16 protein-coding genes are annotated in these 15,606 nt (G+C 57.9%); 13 read left to right on the top strand and 3 right to left on the bottom strand.

Annotation, left to right across the window (positions count from 1 at the left end):
• Positions 1–12 precede the first annotated feature (12 nt).
• Positions 13–1,281, bottom strand: a complete 1,269-nt coding sequence (locus tag J1779_RS20790) for a glutamine amidotransferase-related protein (protein WP_217204657.1) — start codon at positions 1,279–1,281, stop codon at positions 13–15.
• 212 nt (positions 1,282–1,493) lie between these two features.
• On the opposite strand from J1779_RS20790, the gene J1779_RS20785 reads away from it, so the two are divergent.
• Positions 1,494–2,000, top strand: a complete 507-nt coding sequence (locus J1779_RS20785) for a DUF1993 domain-containing protein (RefSeq protein ID WP_217204656.1) — start codon at positions 1,494–1,496, stop codon at positions 1,998–2,000.
• 211 nt (positions 2,001–2,211) lie between these two features.
• Here J1779_RS20785 and J1779_RS20780 read toward each other — a convergent pair whose 3' ends face one another.
• Both J1779_RS20780 and J1779_RS20775 read right to left on the bottom strand, forming a co-directional pair.
• Positions 2,212–2,985: an amidohydrolase gene (locus tag J1779_RS20780; RefSeq protein ID WP_056781534.1), complete on the bottom strand. Its 774-nt coding sequence runs from the start codon at positions 2,983–2,985 to the stop codon at positions 2,212–2,214.
• Positions 2,973–4,133, bottom strand: a complete 1,161-nt coding sequence (locus J1779_RS20775; RefSeq protein WP_217204655.1) for a pyridoxal phosphate-dependent aminotransferase — start codon at positions 4,131–4,133, stop codon at positions 2,973–2,975. Before J1779_RS20775 ends, J1779_RS20780 begins: the two co-directional genes overlap by 13 nt.
• A gap of 205 nt (positions 4,134–4,338) precedes the next feature.
• On the opposite strand from J1779_RS20775, the gene J1779_RS20770 reads away from it, so the two are divergent.
• The 12 genes from J1779_RS20770 (at position 4,339) to rbsK (ending at position 15,556) form a co-directional block, all read left to right on the top strand.
• On the top strand, positions 4,339–4,953 hold the full coding sequence (locus J1779_RS20770; RefSeq protein ID WP_217204654.1) for a methylthioribulose 1-phosphate dehydratase: 615 nt from the start codon (positions 4,339–4,341) through the stop codon (positions 4,951–4,953).
• Positions 4,950–5,636, top strand: coding sequence for an acireductone synthase (mtnC, locus tag J1779_RS20765; RefSeq protein ID WP_122097367.1), 687 nt, complete (start codon positions 4,950–4,952; stop codon positions 5,634–5,636). The genes J1779_RS20770 and mtnC overlap by 4 nt, the downstream gene beginning before the upstream one ends.
• Before the next feature lie 11 nt (positions 5,637–5,647).
• Entirely contained in the window at positions 5,648–6,193 is a 546-nt protein-coding gene (locus tag J1779_RS20760) for a 1,2-dihydroxy-3-keto-5-methylthiopentene dioxygenase (protein ID WP_056781525.1), read from the top strand.
• Positions 6,194–6,288: 95 nt separating this feature from the next.
• Positions 6,289–7,032, top strand: a complete 744-nt coding sequence (locus tag J1779_RS20755) for an SDR family oxidoreductase (protein WP_217204653.1) — start codon at positions 6,289–6,291, stop codon at positions 7,030–7,032.
• A gap of 440 nt (positions 7,033–7,472) precedes the next feature.
• On the top strand, positions 7,473–8,345 hold the full coding sequence (locus tag J1779_RS20750) for a DeoR/GlpR family DNA-binding transcription regulator (protein WP_056781519.1): 873 nt from the start codon (positions 7,473–7,475) through the stop codon (positions 8,343–8,345).
• 2 nt (positions 8,346–8,347) lie between these two features.
• The gene (locus J1779_RS20745; protein ID WP_221298082.1) at positions 8,348–9,334 is read left to right on the top strand and encodes a substrate-binding domain-containing protein; all 987 of its coding nucleotides are present in this window, start codon (positions 8,348–8,350) and stop codon (positions 9,332–9,334) included.
• Positions 9,335–9,336: 2 nt separating this feature from the next.
• Positions 9,337–10,869: a sugar ABC transporter ATP-binding protein gene (locus tag J1779_RS20740; RefSeq protein WP_217204652.1), complete on the top strand. Its 1,533-nt coding sequence runs from the start codon at positions 9,337–9,339 to the stop codon at positions 10,867–10,869.
• The gene (locus tag J1779_RS20735; protein WP_122097370.1) at positions 10,862–11,851 is read left to right on the top strand and encodes an ABC transporter permease; all 990 of its coding nucleotides are present in this window, start codon (positions 10,862–10,864) and stop codon (positions 11,849–11,851) included. The genes J1779_RS20740 and J1779_RS20735 overlap by 8 nt, the downstream gene beginning before the upstream one ends.
• An 11-nt stretch (positions 11,852–11,862) precedes the next feature.
• Positions 11,863–12,948: an ABC transporter permease gene (locus tag J1779_RS20730; protein ID WP_217204651.1), complete on the top strand. Its 1,086-nt coding sequence runs from the start codon at positions 11,863–11,865 to the stop codon at positions 12,946–12,948.
• Between the two features lie 38 nt (positions 12,949–12,986).
• Positions 12,987–13,667 (top strand): D-allulose 6-phosphate 3-epimerase, encoded by a 681-nt coding sequence (gene alsE / locus J1779_RS20725; protein ID WP_183848033.1) that lies wholly within the window; start codon positions 12,987–12,989, stop codon positions 13,665–13,667.
• Between the two features lie 15 nt (positions 13,668–13,682).
• Positions 13,683–14,627 (top strand): allose kinase, encoded by a 945-nt coding sequence (alsK, locus tag J1779_RS20720; protein ID WP_217204650.1) that lies wholly within the window; start codon positions 13,683–13,685, stop codon positions 14,625–14,627.
• Positions 14,624–15,556: a ribokinase gene (gene rbsK / locus J1779_RS20715; RefSeq protein ID WP_217204649.1), complete on the top strand. Its 933-nt coding sequence runs from the start codon at positions 14,624–14,626 to the stop codon at positions 15,554–15,556. Before alsK ends, rbsK begins: the two co-directional genes overlap by 4 nt.
• The last annotated feature ends 50 nt before the right edge of the window (positions 15,557–15,606 follow it).

Raw genomic sequence — 15,606 nt, 5'->3', positions numbered from 1 at the left:
TCCATCAGCCCATCAGCCCATCAGCAGGTGGGGTTGTTTTAAGCGCACGCTTTTGGTCAGCGCATCGTGGCTGACGTCGTGCTGGCGGTTGCTCTGGCGAACCTGTTGCAGGAAGGTCATCAGCAGCGGATGCGGGCGCTCGCGGCGTGACATCAGCTCCGGCTGACCCTGGATCCCGATAAAACAGGCATGGTTGCTCAGCTCAACCGCCTGCGCCTGTTCCCCGCTTTCGTCATACCCGCAAACGCACAGCCCCGCGCTTTCCAGTTCCGCCAGTAATTGCGGATTCAGGTAGCGGCGCTGGTTGTAGCGCAGCGTGAACTCCTCGCCCATTTTATTCGCCAGCAGGCTGCCGCCGCGGCTGAACACCGGATGATTCCCCAGACGCGGCTGCGTATGTTCCGCCAGCGGCAGGCCGGTTTGCAGGCTGCCGAGCGGCGAGGGGCCGTGCATCACCACGCGCTCCTGTCCGAGCACTTTCTGCCCGAGCGCGGTCACCATCTGATGCATCCCCTGATTGATGCCCAGCACCGGCGTCTGATTTTCCAGCGCCCAGGTGGCGGTCGCCAGTTGCCCGGCCTGACAGTCTGTGTGGGTCAGCGTCATGCCCGGCAGAATAATACCGTCCACATCAAACAGCGTGGAATCCAGCTGGCTGCCCAGCAGCGTTGGCGTCACCCAGACGACGTCGATGTTCATTGCCAGTGCATCGGCGGCGTCTCCCAGTGCAGCGAGCATCGCCGGATAGCTGTCGCGCTGCCCGGCAATATCCCCCACCAGCGCCACGCGCAAGGTTTTTCCTGCCCGCATGACCGGTTGTGAAACGGAGCCTAAAGCCCAGCGGCCAAAGGCATCACGCCCCCAGCCGTTACTGCGAATTTTGCCGGTGGTGACGTCTTCCAGCTGGAATTTATCCTGATGGCGCACCACGGTTAATGATTCGATTTCAATGCCCTGTTCAGCGAGTTGCGCGGCCAGTTCTGCGGATAACGGTTCACGCAGTGGCACCACGATATCTTCTTTAAGTGCCCGATAAATCAGTGATTCCAGGCTGGATTCAGCACCCGCACCGCGCCCGGTCAGGCGCTCGAGCCATACCAGCCCGCTGGTCAGCGCATGCCCCTGCGCCGTCACGTGCTGGCGGGCATTCGGGTAACGTTGCGCATCATGACTGACGGGGAAGTGACACAGCGGCAACGCGCGCAATTCAGCAAGTATCGCTGCCATCGCGCCGTACAACGCAGGCTCGGGCGTGGTGTGTGCAATAAAGGTGATGGTCATCAGTGGTCCTCTGTCAGATGTTTTTGCGGGGGTAGTGAATGCAAGAATTGATCCACACAGGGGCCTGTTTACATGCGCTGACAAAAAGAGCGGCGAATGCCGTAAACCGGATTTGCGTCACACTACACTGCTATAAAACGTCGCGTTGTTCAGACCGTAACGCGCTAAGGTAGCGCCAGTTGTTCTAACCCATCATTCACAGAGGAAGCATCATGTCAGCATCGCTTTATGGCAGTACGGCCGCACAGTTTGTTCGTGGTTTACAGAATCTTTCAGCCCTGCTGGAAAAGGGCGTGGCATGGGCAAAGGAAAACGGAAAATCGGAAGAAGAGGTGCTCAATACCCGCCTGGCCGATGACATGTATCCGCTGGCGCGTCAGGTGCAAATCACCAGTGATATGTCAAAAGGCGCGATCGCCCGCCTGTCAGGCACAGCCGCCCCTGCGATGGAAGACAACGAAGTGACGTTTGCCCAGTTACAGGAGCGTATTGCTAAAACGCTGCGTTTTATCGAAAGCGTGGATGTCGCAAAACTGGAAGGCGATGAATCCCGTGAGATCGTGGTGAAAGGCAAAAATCACGAACTGAAATTCACCGCGCACAGCTACGTGACCGCGTTTGCCGTGCCGAACTTCTATTTCCACATCACCACCGCCTACAACATTCTGCGCCACCTTGGCGTGAATATCGGTAAAGCAGACTTTATCGGCGCGATATAACAGATAGGTTTACTCCGGCGTTTACCCTGCGGGCAGGCGCCGGAAGGTTGATCGACGCGCTGGAGGCCGGTTTACCGACCGTTTAATGTCTGTCAGCCGCACTAAATCGTTGGCCGCCTGGTCATTTCACAGGCGGTTTTTTCGTTTTATCAAACAGCCCCGGCGTGACTGACGCGAGCTTTTCCTGACGAAACGCTGAGTTTCTGGCCGATCACTCGTGCAGCAAAAACGTGTCGGCATCGCGCCAGGCGGGAAAGGCTTCCCGGTAATCCTGCAACGCTTCCAGCGACAGTTCGGCGTCAATAATCATCGCGGAGCCCGGCTCGGCGCGTGCGAGTTCTTCACCCTGCGGAGTAATGATCAGGCTGTCACCGCTGTAATGATGGCCGTTATCGTCATCACCGACGCGGTTACATCCGGCCACGTAAGCCTGATTTTCAATCGCGCGGGCGGTAAGCAGCGTCTGCCAGTGGTGGCTGCGGCGTGCCGGCCAGTTGGCGACGTAAAGCGCCAGGTCATAATCCTGATTATTGCGCGAGGCGACCGGGAAACGCAGGTCGTAACAAACCTGCGGCAGGATCCGCCAGCCGCGCCATTCGACGATTTCACGGCGTTTACCCGGCACATAATAATGGTGTTCACCGGCCATGCGGAACAGATGGCGCTTGTCATAAAAATGGACTTTTCCCTGGGGTTCAACCAGCAGGAAACGGTTGACGGCACCTTCTGTTGTACTCAGCGCGACGCTGCCGCCAATCATGGCGTTCAGTTGTTGCGCCCACTGTTGCAGCCATTGCACCACACGCGACTGCGGCAACGCGCTGCCCGGCGCCTGCATGGCGAAACCGGTGGTGAACATTTCAGGAAGAACAATCAGGTCGCGGCCGGTCAGCGCACCGAGCAGGCCATCGAAATGCGCGAGGTTGGCCTCGCCGTCCAGCCACACCAGCGGCTGTTGCAGTACGGACAGTTTTAAAGTTGACACAGGCGCTCCGCGGCAGCGTCCAGCGTGGCTTCCTGTTTGGCAAAGCACAGCCGGATCAGTTTATGTGGGAAAGAGGCGGCGCAGAATACCGACATCGGAATCGCCGCCACGCCCGCATGTTCAGTCAGCCAGTGGCAGAAGGCAACGTCGTCTAAATCGGACACGTCACTGTAATCGACCAGCAGGAAATAGGTGCCCTGGCCCGGTAACACTTTCAGGCGGCTGTTCGCCAGCCCCTGCGCCAGACGGTCGCGTTTGGCCTGATAAAAGGCCGGTAATTCCTGCCAGTGTTCCGGCGCTTCCCGCAGCATATCCGCCAGCGCCAGCTGCACCGGCGTGGTGATGGAGAAGGTCAGATACTGGTGAACCTTGCGCAGTTCCGCGCTGATGACCGCCGGTGCGATGCAATAGCCCACGCGCCAGCCGGTCATGTGATAGGTTTTGCCGAATGACGACACCGCGATGGCGCGCTGACGTAACTCGGGGTGACGCAGTACGCTGGCGTGGCCTTCCGCTGCGAAGCAGATGTGCTCATACACTTCATCGCTCAGCACGAAAATGTGTTTATCCGCAATGGTCTGCCAGAGCTGCTCAACGTCGCTGTGGCGCCAGACGGTGGCCGACGGGTTGTGCGGCGTGTTAATGATCACAAGTTTGGTGCGGTCGGTTATCTGATCGGCGAATTCCGCCCAGTTCACTTTGAATTCCGGCGGCTGCAACTGAATGCGTTTCATCACGCCGCCCGCCAGCTCTACCGCCGGGGCATAACAGTCATAGCTCGGATCAAAAGCGATCACTTCATCGCCTTTCGACACCAGCGCGGTGATGGCGATATACAGCGATTCGGTCGCGCCCGCCGTGATGGTGATGTCGGTGTTGGCATCCGGGGCAAAGCCGTAAATCTGTTCGGTTTTCGCGGCAATCGCTTCGCGCAACGGCGCGGTGCCGGTCATCGGCGCGTACTGGTTCGCGCCCTGACTGACGTGATACGCCAGACGATCTCTCAGATATTGCGGGCCATCGAAATCAGGAAAACCCTGCGACAGGTTAATCGCATTGTGTTTCTGCGCCAGGGCACTCATTTGGGTGAAAATCGTGGTGCCCAGGGCAGGAAGTTTACTTTCGGGGATCAGTGCGGCTGTGCTCATGGCGGGTCAATACTCCTGGACCGGTGCAGATAGCGATGTTGCTCACAATATAACACGATGTTAATATTTGGCAATCGAGACGCTTAGATGGCTAAATGCCAATTTGGTCTAAGCGGCGACACATTGTGTATATCGCTATAAATCATAGATATCGCCATTTTCATCCCGAACTCCGTCCCTCAACGCACAGCTTTTCAGGAATACGATGACAGAGAATTTGCAACTGGGCGCGCTGCTGGCGGCCTGTCACTGGATTGGTCAGAAGGGCTGGAGCCCGGCGACGGGCGGCAATATGTCGATCCGTGAAGGCGATGCACATTGCCTGATCACCGAATCAGGAAAAGACAAAGGATCGCTCACCGCAGAGGATTTCCTGCTGGTGGAACTGGAAAGCGGGCTGGCACCCAGCGGCCGCCGTCCGTCTGCGGAAACCGGTCTGCACACGATGCTGTATTCCCGCTATCCTGAAACAGGTGCGGTGCTGCATACCCATTCGGTGAACTCGACCGTGTTGTCACGGGTTGAGCGCAGCGGCGCGCTGGTGCTGGAAGGCTATGAGATGCAGAAATCGCTCAGCGGCCAGACCTCGCACCTTGATCAGGTGGTGATCCCGATCTTCGACAACAGCCAGGATATTCCTGCGCTGGCGCAGAAGATCATGGCGTCGGCAGAGCACGCGCCGTTGCAGTATGGTTTTCTGCTGCGCGGCCACGGGCTGACCTGCTGGGGCAAAGATGTGGCCGAAGCGCGCCGCCATCTGGAAGGGCTGGAATTCTTATTCCAGTGTGAACTGCAACGTCGCCTGCTGGAGGCTAAATGATCCGCGCCATCGTCACTGATATTGAAGGTACCACCACGGATATCCGCTTTGTGCATCAGGTGTTATTCCCTTATGCCCGTCAGCGCCTCGCCGAATTCCTGCGTCATGAGCATGAGCAGCCGGACGTCGCGGGCGCGCTGAACGCCCTGCGCGCTGAAATCGACCGGCCACAGGCCAGCGTCGAAGCGCTGATCGAGCAGCTTTTCACTTACATGGATAACGACGTGAAATCGACGTCGCTGAAAGTGTTGCAGGGCATCATCTGGCGGACCGGTTATGAGAACGGTGATTTTCGCGGACATCTTTATGACGACGTCGCGCCGCAGCTGGACGCGTGGAAAGCCGAGGGCCTGCAACTGTGCGTGTATTCGTCCGGTTCGGTGGACGCGCAAAAATTACTGTTTGGCTACAGTGATGCGGGTGATTTAACGCCGCTGTTCAGCGGATATTTTGATACCCGCGTGGGTGCCAAGCGTGAAACGGAGTCGTATCAGAACATCGCCGAACAGCTGATATTGCCGCCGCAGGATCTGCTGTTTTTATCGGACATCCGTCAGGAACTGGACGCCGCGCGCTTAGCGGGCTGGCACACCTGTCAGCTGATCCGCGATGACGCTGACGAGCTCAGCGATCACCTGCAAGTAAATCGTTTTGATCAGATAGCCTTAGAAACATTCTTATAAGAGGGTTGACCATGAGTGCATTGACGATTTTTAGTGACCAGGATCCTTCGGCACCCGTCTGGGAAAGCCGTGACGGCGAGGCCATCGCCGCCGAACTGAGTAAAATTGATGTGCGTTTTGAACGCTGGCAGGCCGATCGCGATTTGGGCGAGAACCCGCAGCCGCAGGACGTGATTGCCGCGTATCAGCATGAAATCGACAAACTGGTGGCCGAGAAGGGCTATCAGAGCTGGGACGTGATCAGCATGCGCCCCGACCACGAACAGCGCGACGTGCTGCGCACCAAATTTCTCTCCGAGCATACCCACGGGGAAGATGAAGTGCGTTTCTTCGTGGAAGGCGCAGGGCTGTTTTGTCTGCACCTGAACGGGAAGATTTTTCAGATCCTGTGCGAGAAAAACGATCTGATTTCCGTGCCGGCCAATACCCGCCACTGGTTTGATATGGGCGGTTCGCCTTCTTTCACCGCGATCCGTGTATTCGATAATCAGGAAGGCTGGGTGGCGCACTTCACCGGGGATAAGATTGCGGATGCCTATCCGCGGCTTGGGGAATAAGCTTTTTCGCCTTTCAGAAAGTTTAAGGCCCGTAGCAAGGGCGTGGGCGTCGGCCCGCGCCGTCACTTTCCTCACTTCCCTGATGGAGCCTCCTTATGAAAATCGCCCTCGTCACCGGTGCCAGCCGCGGTATTGGTCGCGCAACGGCTCTTCTCCTTGCGCAGCAGGGTTACGCCGTCGGTGTGAATTACGTTAATAACGACATCGCCGCGCAGTCGGTCGTCGATGACATCCTTCAGGCTGGTGGTAAAGCCATCGCCCTGAAAGCCGATATTGCCGACGAAGAACAGGTTGTGGCGATGTTCAAACGGCTGAGCGCTGAACTCGGGCCGGTGACCGCGCTGGTGAATAACGCCGGGATTTTGTTCCAGCAGACAACCCTTGAAAATCTCTCCGCCGAACGTATCAACAAAGTGCTGTCTACCAACGTGACCGGTTATTTCCTGTGCTGCCGTGAGGCGGTGAAAATCATGTCGCACCGTCATGGCGGAAATGGCGGGGCGATTGTCAATGTCTCCTCCGCCGCTTCCCGTCTGGGCGCGCCGGGTGAATATGTGGATTACGCCGCGTCGAAAGGCGCGGTGGATACCCTGACCACCGGTCTGGCGCTGGAAGTGGCGGCGTACGGTATTCGCGTTAACGGCGTGCGGCCTGGGCTTATCTATACCGACATGCACGCCAGCGGCGGGGAGCCGGGGCGGGTGGATCGGGTGAAAGCCAATCTGCCGATGCAGCGTGGCGGCCAGCCGGAAGAAGTCGCTCAGGCCATTTCCTGGCTGCTGTCAGATTCAGCCTCCTACGTCACCGGCAGCTTTCTCGAGCTGGCCGGCGGCAGATAACCGAAAACGGGGATCGCTCCCCGTTTTTCATCTGTTTTACCCCACCTGAACCCACCTCCCTTGCCGCACCCGGCGCGCCAATTAAAGGCGCGTTTGTTGATCTTGTGAAACAGCGAATTTCCGGCGCAACGCCAGCGTTTTTTTCCACTGATCGCTGAAACGGTCAACTCCACACAAACGGTCATTAACGGTCAGCGGTAAGGGCGAGGAATTGTGACCGTTTGCAAATCTGTTGCTGTCTTGTTGCAACGCAAATGACGATTTAATGCCGTTCCCGCCACAGATCCAAACTTTAACATTTCATCTTTTCTCACCTTTTCGTGACAACTATCACAAGACGATTGTGGCAAAAAATGCGCACGGTCGCCTTTGAGGCACTGCGCATTCCGTGAGCATCCGGCTGCGTATCCTATTTGACATCGGGAAAGAGGAATCACCACATGCTGCCAGTAGAGCGACATCGTTATATCACCGAAATTCTCAGCCAGCGCGGACGCATTCTGGTGCAGGAAGTGGCGCAGTTATGCCGCATCTCGCTGGAAACGGCGCGGCGGGATCTGGCGCTGCTGGAAAAGCGCGGCGTGTTGTTACGCAGCCACGGCGGCGCGGTGTTTATGGAGCATTCGGCGGGCGAAAAAACCTATGTGCCTTCGCAGATCGAGCAGGGCGAATCCTTTCGGGACCGCAGTAATCAGTCACCGGACAGCAAAACGCGCATCGCCAAACGGGCGTTACAGCTGATCAATCCCGGCGATTGTCTGCTGCTCGACAGCAGTTCCAGCAGCTGGTTTCTGGCCCGCCAGTTGCCCGACATTCAGCTGGTGGTGCTGACCAACTCGGTACACATCATTCAGACGCTGGCGGTGAAAGCCAATGTGCGGGTGATCGGGCTGGGTGGCGAATATTCGGCGAAGTATGAAGATTTCGTCGGCGTGCTGGCCGAGCAAATGCTGAAAGAGTTCGTCATCAACAAGCTGTTTTTCTCCTGTCACGGCATCAGCCACGAAGGCGGGATCCGTGAAAGTAACGAGCATCACGCTCGGCTGAAACAGCAAATGCTGTTGTCCTCCGAGCACAAAATTTTGCTGGCTGACGCCAGCAAATTCGGCCGCCGCTCTTTTGCGCGGATCTGCCACTACCGGGAAATCGACACACTGATAACAGACCATCTGGAGGATGAAGAATTCCGCCAGGAACTGGCCTGGAGCAACGTTAACGTGATTGAAGTTTCTCCGTCACCCCTACAGAAAAAAACTAAAACAGCCGCAACGGCGCGTCAGCTGCGGCACATAACTGACCTACCAGGAGAGTAAACATGATCAAGAAATCCGTTCTTGCCTGCCTGTTCGCCACAGCCATGTTGTCCCTGTCTGCGCACGCCGCCGACAAAATCCGCATGGGTGTGGTGGTGAAAGTGGGCGGTAACGCCTGGTTCAACGCAATGGAAGCCGGGATCAAAAGCGAAGCGGCCAAACGCGGGATCGACGCGTGGCAGGTCGGGCCGACCAGTGCGGATCCGGCATTGCAGGTGCGTGCGATTGAAGATCTGATCGCGCAGAAAGTGGATGTGATCGGCGTGGTGCCGAACGACGCCCGCGTGCTGGAGCCGGTGCTGAAACGCGCCCACGACGCCGGGATCAAAGTCATCGTGCATGAATCGCCGGATCAGAAATACGCCGACTGGGATTTCGAAATGGTCGATGCCACGCAGCACGGCATTACTCACATGGTCGCGCTGGCGCAGTGCATGAAAGAGAAGGGCGATTACGCGGTATATGTCGGCAGTCTGACCGTGCCGCTGCATCAGAAATGGGCCGATGCCGCCATCAATTACCAGAAAGAACACTATCCGGATATGCATCTGGTCGGTGACAAATTCGGCGTCGGTGAATCGCTCGATGACAGCATCCGCACCACCAACGATCTGATGTCCAAAGACGCCAACCTGAAAGGCATTCTGGCGATCGGCTCACAAGGCCCGATTGGCGCAGGCCGCGCGGTGCTTAACCGTGGCAAAACGGACGACATCTGCGTGTTCGGGCCATTCAGTCCGGGTCAGGGCGCAAGTCTGGTGAAAGCCGGCGCGATTAAGGGCGGCTTTATCTGGAACCCGATGGTCGCCGGTGAAGTCTTCGTGCGCATCGCCGAGAAACTGGAAAAAGGCGAAAAAATCACTGACGGCATGACCATTGAAGGCATGGGCAAAGTGAAAGTCGACGAGGCAACGCGCACCATTCTGGGCAACGAAACCGAAAGCCTGGACAAAGCCAACCTGCCGAAACTGGTCAAAATGGGGCTGTAATCATGGCAATCTCCGAGATCATTCAAACAGACCACGCGCCGCTGATTGATGTGCAAAATCTGTCGGTAACCTTTGGCGGACAGCGTGCGCTCAACGACATTTCCCTGCGGCTGATGCAGGGCGAAGTTCACTGCCTGGCGGGCACCAACGGCTGCGGGAAAAGTACGTTGATCAAAGTGATCTCGGGGGTTTACCAGCCGGACAACGGTTGCCAGATCACGCTCACCTCGGCCTCGCAGGGCAGCCAGCGTTTCAGCAAACTGTCACCGGATCAGGCACGGCAGTTTGGCGTGCAGGTGATTTATCAGGATCTGTCTTTATTCCCCAATCTCAGCGTGTTCGAGAACATCGCCTTTGACCACAACTTACAGGGGCTGATGGGCTGGTACCGTCCGTCCCGCCTGCGGGAAACCGCACAGCGCATTCTGACTGAGCTGAATTACACGCTGGATCTTGACAGTAAAGTCTCGGCGTTGCCGATTGCCCAGCGTCAGCAGGTGGCGATTTGCCGCGCGCTGGTGGCCGATGCGCGTTTGGTGATTATGGATGAACCGACCGCCTCGCTGACCCGCACCGAAGTGAATCAGCTGCTGCGCACCGTGCATTACCTGAAAAGCAAAGGCATCAGCGTGGTGTTCGTCAGCCATCGCCTCGATGAAGTGCTGGAGATTTCCGACAGCGTGACGGTGATCCGCGACGGCAAAAAAGTCGGCACCTTCCCCGCGTCCGAAGTCAGCAGCGAACGCCTGACCGAACTGATGACCGGCCTGAAACTCGATTACCGCCTGAAAGCCGCCAACATGAATGACGAACGCATCATGCTGGAAGCCGACAAACTCAGCCGCGCGGGCCAGTATCACGACGTCAGTTTCAAACTGCACGCCGGAGAAGTGCTCGGCCTGTGTGGCCTGCTCGGTTCGGGCCGTACCGAACTGGCGCTCAGCCTGTTTGGCATGACCAAACCGGACAGCGGCAAAATCTACCTCGACAGCAAACCGGTACGTTTTCGCAGCCATGAAGACGCGATCAAAGCTGGCGTCGGCTATGTCTCGGAAGATCGCCTGACGCTCGGTCTGATCCAGCAACAATCCGTCGGCGACAACACCGTGCTGGCGATCATGGATCAGCTGCGCAGCCGTTTTCATCTGATCGACGAATACCGCAAGAACAAGATCATCCAGCAGTGGATCGAAAAACTCGGCGTCAAAGTCGCTAACCCTGATCAGGCGATCTCCACGCTTTCCGGCGGCAATCAGCAAAAGATCGTGCTCGCGAAATGGGTGCTGACGCAGCCGAAAATCCTGATCCTCGATTCGCCAACGGTCGGCGTCGATGTCGGCGCAAAAGCCAGCATTTACCAGCTGATCCACCAGCTGGCAGAAGAGGGAATTTCCATCCTGCTGATTTCCGACGAAGTGCCGGAAGTCTATTTCAACTGCGACCGCGTGCTGCATTTCAGTGAAGGCACGGTGGTTGGCGAATATCTGCCGGGCGCGATCACCCAGCAACAACTTGCGGAGGCGGTCAATGCTTAAGCTCAGCCGGTTACGCCCGTCCAGCAACGAAGGTTATTTAGCCTGGGTTTTGCTGGTGGTTATCGTCACCTTTTCCTTACTCACCAGCCAGTTTTTGACCTTGCAGAACCTGCTGGATCTGACCGAAAGCTACGCCGTCAGCGGCATTTTCGCCCTCGGCCTGTTTGTGGTGCTGGTCACCGGCGGCATTGATATTTCGTTCGCCGCCGTGGCGTCGGTCGTGCAGTACACCATCGCTACGCTTGCGATCCACTACGGCCTGAGCAGCCCGACCGGCAGCATTTTACTGGCGGTCGCCATCGGCACGGTGCTCGGGATGATCAACGCCATTCTGATCTACTGCCTGCGCATTGTGTCGATCATCGTCACCATCAGTATGCAGTCGCTGCTGTTTGGCATGCTGATGTGGCTGACCAACGGCACCAGCCTGTACGACCTGCCGGACTGGCTGACCACGCCGATCCGCGTGCTGCCGTTCAGCGTCGGCGAGCAGCATTATCAGATTGGTTTGCCGGTACTGGTGATGCTGGCAGTGGCCGGGCTGAGCTGGGTCCTGCTCAACAAAACCCATCTCGGACGCCAGCTGTTTGCGGTCGGCGGTGATCAGGAATCTGCGCGCCGTATCGGTATCCGCGTCGGATTATTGCATCTGTTTGCTTACGGTTATCTCGGCGCGATGGCGGCGATTGGCGGGCTGGTGCAGGTGTATCGCGTCGGTGAAGTGGTACCGAATGCGCTGGTCGGCGGCGAGCTGGATGTGCTGGCCGCGGCGGTACTCGGCGGTGCCAGCCTCAACGGCGGCAAAGGCAGCGTGGTCGGCACCCTGATGGGCGTGTTCCTGATTGGCGTGCTGAAAAACGGCCTCAACCTGATCGGTGTGTCGAGTTACTTCATGAATATCGTCATCGGCGTGGTGATCGTCGCAGCCATCACCGTCACCCATTATAAGAAACGCAAAGAAACCGAAGTCGGCTTCGCCTGAGGAAAATCGCTATGTTCGCAAAAAGCAGAAATGTGAGTCTTAAAGCGAAGCCCGATGCGCGGCCTCGCCTGAAAATCGGCAAGCTGAAAGTCGACAACACTACGCTCGGGTTATCGCTGTTATTGCTGGTGGTGATCATCGGTTTCAGCCTGGCGATGCCGGGGCGCTTCTTCAGTGACGCCACCTTTATGAGCGTCGCCTTCCAGTTGCCGGAACTCGGTTTACTGACGCTGGCGATGTTTATCCCGATCCTCAGCGGCGGCCTGAACCTGTGCATTATCGCCACCGCGAACCTGACCAGCCTGCTGATGGCGTGGGTGTTTCTCACCTGGCTGCCGCCGGATGCCAGCATGGCGATGCAGGCGGTGTGGCTGACGCTGGCGCTGGTCGGCGCAATGATTCTGGCGCTGGTGATTGGCATGCTGACCGGCGCGCTGGTGGCCTATGTCGGCGCACATCCGATTCTGGTGACGCTGGCGACCATGACCATGGTGAACGGCGTCGGCATCTACCTTTCACGCGGTGCGGCGATTAGCGGCATGCCGGATATCGTGCGCTTTATCGGCGCGGAAACCCTGCTCGGCGTGCCGGTGCCGCTGATTATCTTCCTGCTGACGGCGGCCTTCGTCGCGGTGTTTTTAGAACGCACCCGCCTCGGTAAGTACATCTACATGAGCGGCAGCAACATCAACGCCACCCATTTCAGCGGCGTAAATACCCACCGCGTGCTGATCGCCATCTACGTGATTTCCAGCATGTTATGCGTGATTGCCGGGCTGATCATGATGGCGCGCTTCAACTCGGCGCGCATGGGCTACGGCGATTCCTATCTGTTGCTGACGGTGCTCGCCATCATTCTTGGCGGCACGGATCCCAATGGCGGTTTCGGCAAAGTGGCGGGCGTGGTGCTCTCGCTGATTGTCCTGCAGGTGATTTCCACCGGCCTGAATCTGATGAACGTCAGCCCGCATTTCAGCCTGGCGATGTGGGGCGCGGTGCTGATTGTGGTGCTGGCGCTGAAATTCTTCCGCAGCCGTTTTCTGCAAAAAAGGGCAGGGCGAATGAGCGCTGCCAAAGCGCGGGCGGCTCAACCTTAAACACTCTTTTAACATTGCCTCTGACTTAGGAAAACATCATGGAATACAAAATTTCTCCGTCGCTGATGTGCATGAGCCTGATCGACATCAAACAGCAACTCGAAGTGCTGAACCGTCGTGCCGACATGCTGCACATCGACATCATGGACGGCCATTACGTCAAAAATATCACGCTGTCGCCGTTTTTTATCGAGCAGATCCGCCCGCACACGCCGCTGGTTCTGGACGTGCATATGATGGTGGAAAACCCGGCTGACTTTATCGAGCCGATTGCCCTTGCCGGTGCCGATTTTATCTGCCCGCACGCCGAAACCATTAACCGCGACGCGTTCCGCATCATCAATCAGATCCGCTCGCTGGGGAAAAAAGTCGGCGTGGTGCTCAACCCCGCGACGCCGGTGGAGTACATCCAGCACTACATTCATCTGCTGGATAAAATCACCGTGATGACCGTGGATCCGGGCTATGCCGGTCAGCCGTTCATCCCTGAAATGCTTGGAAAAATCGCCCAGTTGCGCGATCTCAAACAGCAAAAAGGTTACCGCTATCTGATCGAAATCGACGGTTCCTGCAATCTTCGCACCTATCAGGATCTGATGAGCGCGGGCGCGGAAGTGCTGATCGTCGGCAGTTCCGGCCTGTTCACGCTGGACAGCGATCTGGATGTTGCCTGGGACAAAATGCTCGATCAGATGCGTCAGGCGCGTCACGCAGCCTGAGGGCAGGAGAGCCGTATGCCGCACTTTCTTGGAGTGGATGTCGGGGGCACCAATACCCGTTTAATGCTGATGGACAGCCAGCAAAATTTTCGCGGCTACCACAAAACCCCGACCCAACGCTGGGCGGGGCAGACTGACCCGTTACAGGGGCTGGAAAACCTGATCACGGCGTATTTGCAGGAACAGGATCCGCATCATCAGGTGGCGCAGGTGATGCTCGGGCTGCCGGGGGTATTGTCCCGCGACCGCCAGACCGTACTGTCGCTGCCGTTTGTTTCCGCGCTGGATAACCAGCCGGTGGCGGCGCTGCTCTCACAACGTTTGCATCTGCCGGTGGCGATGGACAAAGACGTTAACCATCTGATGTGGTGGGATTTAACGCAGCACGGCGCGCTGCCGGATGTCGCCGTCGGGCTGTATCTCGGCACGGGTCTTGGCAACAGTTTGTGGATCAACGGGGATTTTTACCACGGCGCGCACGGCGGTGCCGGGGAGCTGGGGCACATTCCGCTGGCGGGGAATCCGCTACTCTGCCCTTGCGGTAAAACCGGCTGCGTCGAGACGCTCACTTCCGGTAACTGGCTGACCGGCTGGGCGCGGCAACACGCGCCACAGACGCCGTTCGCCGAGCTGTTTGTACGTCACGCCGGGCATGTGGATTTAACCGAATTTGTGGCACGGCTGGCGCGCACTGTCGCCAGCGAAATGAACATTCTGGATCCCGGTTATTTAGTGCTGGGCGGCGGCGTGCTGGCGATGGAGAACTTCCCGCTGGCCGAACTCGAACGGCAGTTACGCAGCCATTTACGCAGTCCGTATCCGGCCAACGATCTCACGATTCATTTCAGCGCCGTGACCGACGAGACGGGCTGCCGTGGCGCGTGTTTAGCCGCACAGCGCGTTTTTCCGTCGCAGCCAGCTCTGGCCGCCGGAACATTTTCCTTCAGGAGAGAGGCATGAACAAAGGCAAGGTATGCGTATTTGGTTCTTTCAACCTCGATATCGTCGCCGGCATGGCGCGTTTCCCCAAACCGGGCGAATCCCTGATTGCCCGCAACAGCATGATGGGCGCGGGCGGCAAGGGCGCAAACCAGGCGGTCGCCGCGCTGCGCGCCGGTGCGCGGGTGCATTACATCGGCAAAGTGGGTCGCGATGATTTCGGCATGTTTGCCCGCCGCCACCTCGACAGCGCCGGTTTCGACGCCGTCACGCTGTTTTCCACCAGCGAATGCCCGACCGGCAACGCACTGATTTATGTCGCCGGCGCCGATGCTGAAAACATGATTGCGGTCGATCCGGGCGCCAATCTGACGGTCACCGACGAAGAAGTGGAACAGTGCCGCCCGGCGGTGGCTGCCGCCGATATCCTGCTGACTCAGCTCGAAAACAATCTGCCTGCGATTGAAAAACTGATCGGCATCGCGAAAGACAACGGCACCTACATTATCCTCAACCCCGCGCCGTTCCAGCCGGTGTCCGACCATCTGCTGGCGCAGGTGGATTTACTCACGCCAAACGCCACGGAATGCACGCTGCTCACCGGCATCGACGTCTGCGATATTCCTTCCGCCGAACGCGCCGCTCACGCGCTGCACGCCAAAGGCATACAGGCGCTGATCATCACCTTGGGCACGCAGGGCGCGCTGCTTTCGGTGAACGGCGACACGCAGATTATCCGCGCCTGCCCGGCCACCCCGGTTGATACCACCGGCGCAGGCGACGCCTTTAACGGTGCGCTGGCTTCGCAGCTTGCCGCCGGTGTCACCCTTCGCGAAGCGGCACAATTTGCTTCTGCTTATGCGTCTGTTTGTGTGGAACGGGCAGGCGCGGCGGCATCGATGCCGACGTATGAGGAAGCACGGGAAAGAATGGGGATGGCGGTGGTTTAACACTTCACGGCGACAGGCGGTTGCGGGTTTTTTCATGCTCTTCCCCTGGA

This window comes from Rahnella rivi (genome assembly GCF_019049655.1).
GTDB lineage: Bacteria > Pseudomonadota > Gammaproteobacteria > Enterobacterales > Enterobacteriaceae > Rahnella > Rahnella rivi.
This window is presented reverse-complemented; position numbering and strand designations above follow the sequence as displayed.

Excerpts from the sequence above, each read along its gene's own strand:
- J1779_RS20775 (WP_217204655.1), bottom strand. The coding sequence starts at position 4,133 with ATGAGCACAGCCGCACTGATCCCCGAAAGTAAACTTCCTGCCCTGGGC.
- J1779_RS20785 (WP_217204656.1), top strand. The coding sequence starts at position 1,494 with ATGTCAGCATCGCTTTATGGCAGTACGGCCGCACAGTTTGTTCGTGGT.
- J1779_RS20770 (WP_217204654.1), top strand. The coding sequence starts at position 4,339 with ATGACAGAGAATTTGCAACTGGGCGCGCTGCTGGCGGCCTGTCACTGG.
- mtnC (WP_122097367.1), top strand. The coding sequence starts at position 4,950 with ATGATCCGCGCCATCGTCACTGATATTGAAGGTACCACCACGGATATC.
- J1779_RS20740 (WP_217204652.1), top strand. The coding sequence starts at position 9,337 with ATGGCAATCTCCGAGATCATTCAAACAGACCACGCGCCGCTGATTGAT.
- J1779_RS20755 (WP_217204653.1), top strand. The coding sequence starts at position 6,289 with ATGAAAATCGCCCTCGTCACCGGTGCCAGCCGCGGTATTGGTCGCGCA.
- J1779_RS20750 (WP_056781519.1), top strand. The coding sequence starts at position 7,473 with ATGCTGCCAGTAGAGCGACATCGTTATATCACCGAAATTCTCAGCCAG.
- rbsK (WP_217204649.1), top strand. The coding sequence starts at position 14,624 with ATGAACAAAGGCAAGGTATGCGTATTTGGTTCTTTCAACCTCGATATC.
- J1779_RS20790 (WP_217204657.1), bottom strand. The coding sequence starts at position 1,281 with ATGACCATCACCTTTATTGCACACACCACGCCCGAGCCTGCGTTGTAC.
- alsK (WP_217204650.1), top strand. The coding sequence starts at position 13,683 with ATGCCGCACTTTCTTGGAGTGGATGTCGGGGGCACCAATACCCGTTTA.
- J1779_RS20730 (WP_217204651.1), top strand. The coding sequence starts at position 11,863 with ATGTTCGCAAAAAGCAGAAATGTGAGTCTTAAAGCGAAGCCCGATGCG.
- J1779_RS20760 (WP_056781525.1), top strand. The coding sequence starts at position 5,648 with ATGAGTGCATTGACGATTTTTAGTGACCAGGATCCTTCGGCACCCGTC.
- alsE (WP_183848033.1), top strand. The coding sequence starts at position 12,987 with ATGGAATACAAAATTTCTCCGTCGCTGATGTGCATGAGCCTGATCGAC.
- J1779_RS20745 (WP_221298082.1), top strand. The coding sequence starts at position 8,348 with ATGATCAAGAAATCCGTTCTTGCCTGCCTGTTCGCCACAGCCATGTTG.
- J1779_RS20735 (WP_122097370.1), top strand. The coding sequence starts at position 10,862 with ATGCTTAAGCTCAGCCGGTTACGCCCGTCCAGCAACGAAGGTTATTTA.